General features: G+C 48.2%; 2 protein-coding genes. One reads left to right on the top strand and one right to left on the bottom strand.

What is annotated here, in order from left to right:
- On the top strand, positions 1 to 139 hold a 139-nt coding region (locus DXZ20_RS05045), incomplete at its 5' end, for an alanine:cation symporter family protein (protein WP_163703404.1).
- A 94-nt stretch (positions 140 to 233) separates the two neighbouring features.
- Here DXZ20_RS05045 and DXZ20_RS05040 read toward each other — a convergent pair.
- On the bottom strand, positions 234 to 1385 hold the full coding sequence (locus DXZ20_RS05040; RefSeq protein ID WP_163696818.1) for an IS4 family transposase: 1152 nt from the start codon (positions 1383 to 1385) through the stop codon (positions 234 to 236).
- Between the last annotated feature and the right edge of the window lie 209 nt (positions 1386 to 1594).

The following is a 1594-nucleotide window of genomic DNA, read 5'->3' as shown; positions in this document are numbered from 1 at the left end:
GCTGGCGGATACCCTTAATGCGCTGATGGCGATACCCAATCTGATCGCACTGTTGTTGCTGAGCCCAGTGGTGTTTAAGTTGACCCGGGAACGGGTGCCGCTTATCAAACAGAGTCTGCAGGAGAAGCCGACGAGCTAATATGCCAGCCTGGTCAGTAGGAAAACCACCAAGATAGCCACCAGGTACTGGTGGCTAGGTATTAAATGCCAGGTCATTGCTGTCCCACAAATATTCATAGCAAGCAGAGCTGCGGATGAATGGTGTTGTTAAGTTGCTCTGGAGGATCACCTCTCAGCAAAGGCAGCAACTCTCTGCGCTCAAATAAATTGAGCTGTAGGAGGCGAATCATTTGCTGCAGGCTGCGATCAATTTGGCTGCTGAACTTAATCCAGGCCAGCAGTAGATAGGCACACATAGCGATCCAAATCTGGGTCATGACGGCATTCTTGGAAGTGCCGACAAAGGATTTTATTTTCAGGTTTTGCTTGATGCATTTGAAGAACAATTCGATCTGCCAGCGGGATTTGTAGATATCGGCAATGGTCTTGGCGGCAAGGTGGAAGTTATTGGTCAGAAACGCATAGTGCTTACCGGTATCAGGATCACGGAAACCAATCCGGCGCAAAGGAACAGGGCAAGCCTTTGCCTTAGTGCCGGTGATGACAATGGTCTGATCACAGGTCAGGCCTTTGGATTTAATGATTTCGCGGCGTTCAATAATACGGTACGTGGCATTACGCTTTTGCCGGGTAACAAAGAAAATTCCTTTATCATTCAGGGCGTTAAACCATGAATAATCAGTATAGGCGCGATCCATGACCACAATGCTATCGGCAGGGAATTCAAGAACGCGACCGATAGTGACATCGTGCTTTTTCCCATCGGTAATGCTGACGAAGCTGGGAAGGAGCCCATCATGATCAAGGCCAATATGCACTTTTACCGCTCCTTTGGTGCGGCGGAATTTTGCCCAGGGAAACACGGAAAGGCACAGGTCAATAGTGGTGGAGTCGAGGGAATACAGCTTATTCCCGAAACGAAATCCATGCTTTGGTGCGACGCCGTGGCAGCGGGAAAGCAGCTTATGAAACAGCGCTTCGTAAAGCGTATAGGGCTGACTTTCGTTGACGCGGGAAAGGGTGCTTCTCGTCACATTGCCGGCGCCGAGGTGGTAAAGCCGGGCTGCTTGAGCAGACAGATTACTGACGATATCGCGCAAGCTGGATCGGCCAGAAAGTTGTGCCAAGCTCAGCGCAACGAACTGAGACCAGCGCGACATTCTGCGCAACTTTTGACCCTCGTGGTGCTGTTTGGCGAGGGTTTCAAATTCATGTCTCGATACCAGTTTCAACAATTGAGAAAATACCGTGTTATGATGTGCCAAGGCTTGAATCTCCCTGTTTTTACAGTGTTTGGTCGCACATCCATTGTAGCAACTTGTTGAGATTCAAGCCTTTTTTATGTCTGATTTATGGGACAGCAATGATAATTTGTATGAAAAAACAGGAGATATGAGGTATATAGAAAATTTGACGGTAGCGTTGAATAGGTTCCGTGATGAGTTCGGGTTCGATTGCGAGTCTATAAAAAATT

Source organism: Adonisia turfae CCMR0081 (genome assembly GCF_011009555.1).
GTDB classification, from domain to species: domain Bacteria; phylum Cyanobacteriota; class Cyanobacteriia; order Phormidesmidales; family Phormidesmidaceae; genus Leptothoe; species Leptothoe turfae.
This window is presented reverse-complemented; position numbering and strand designations above follow the sequence as displayed.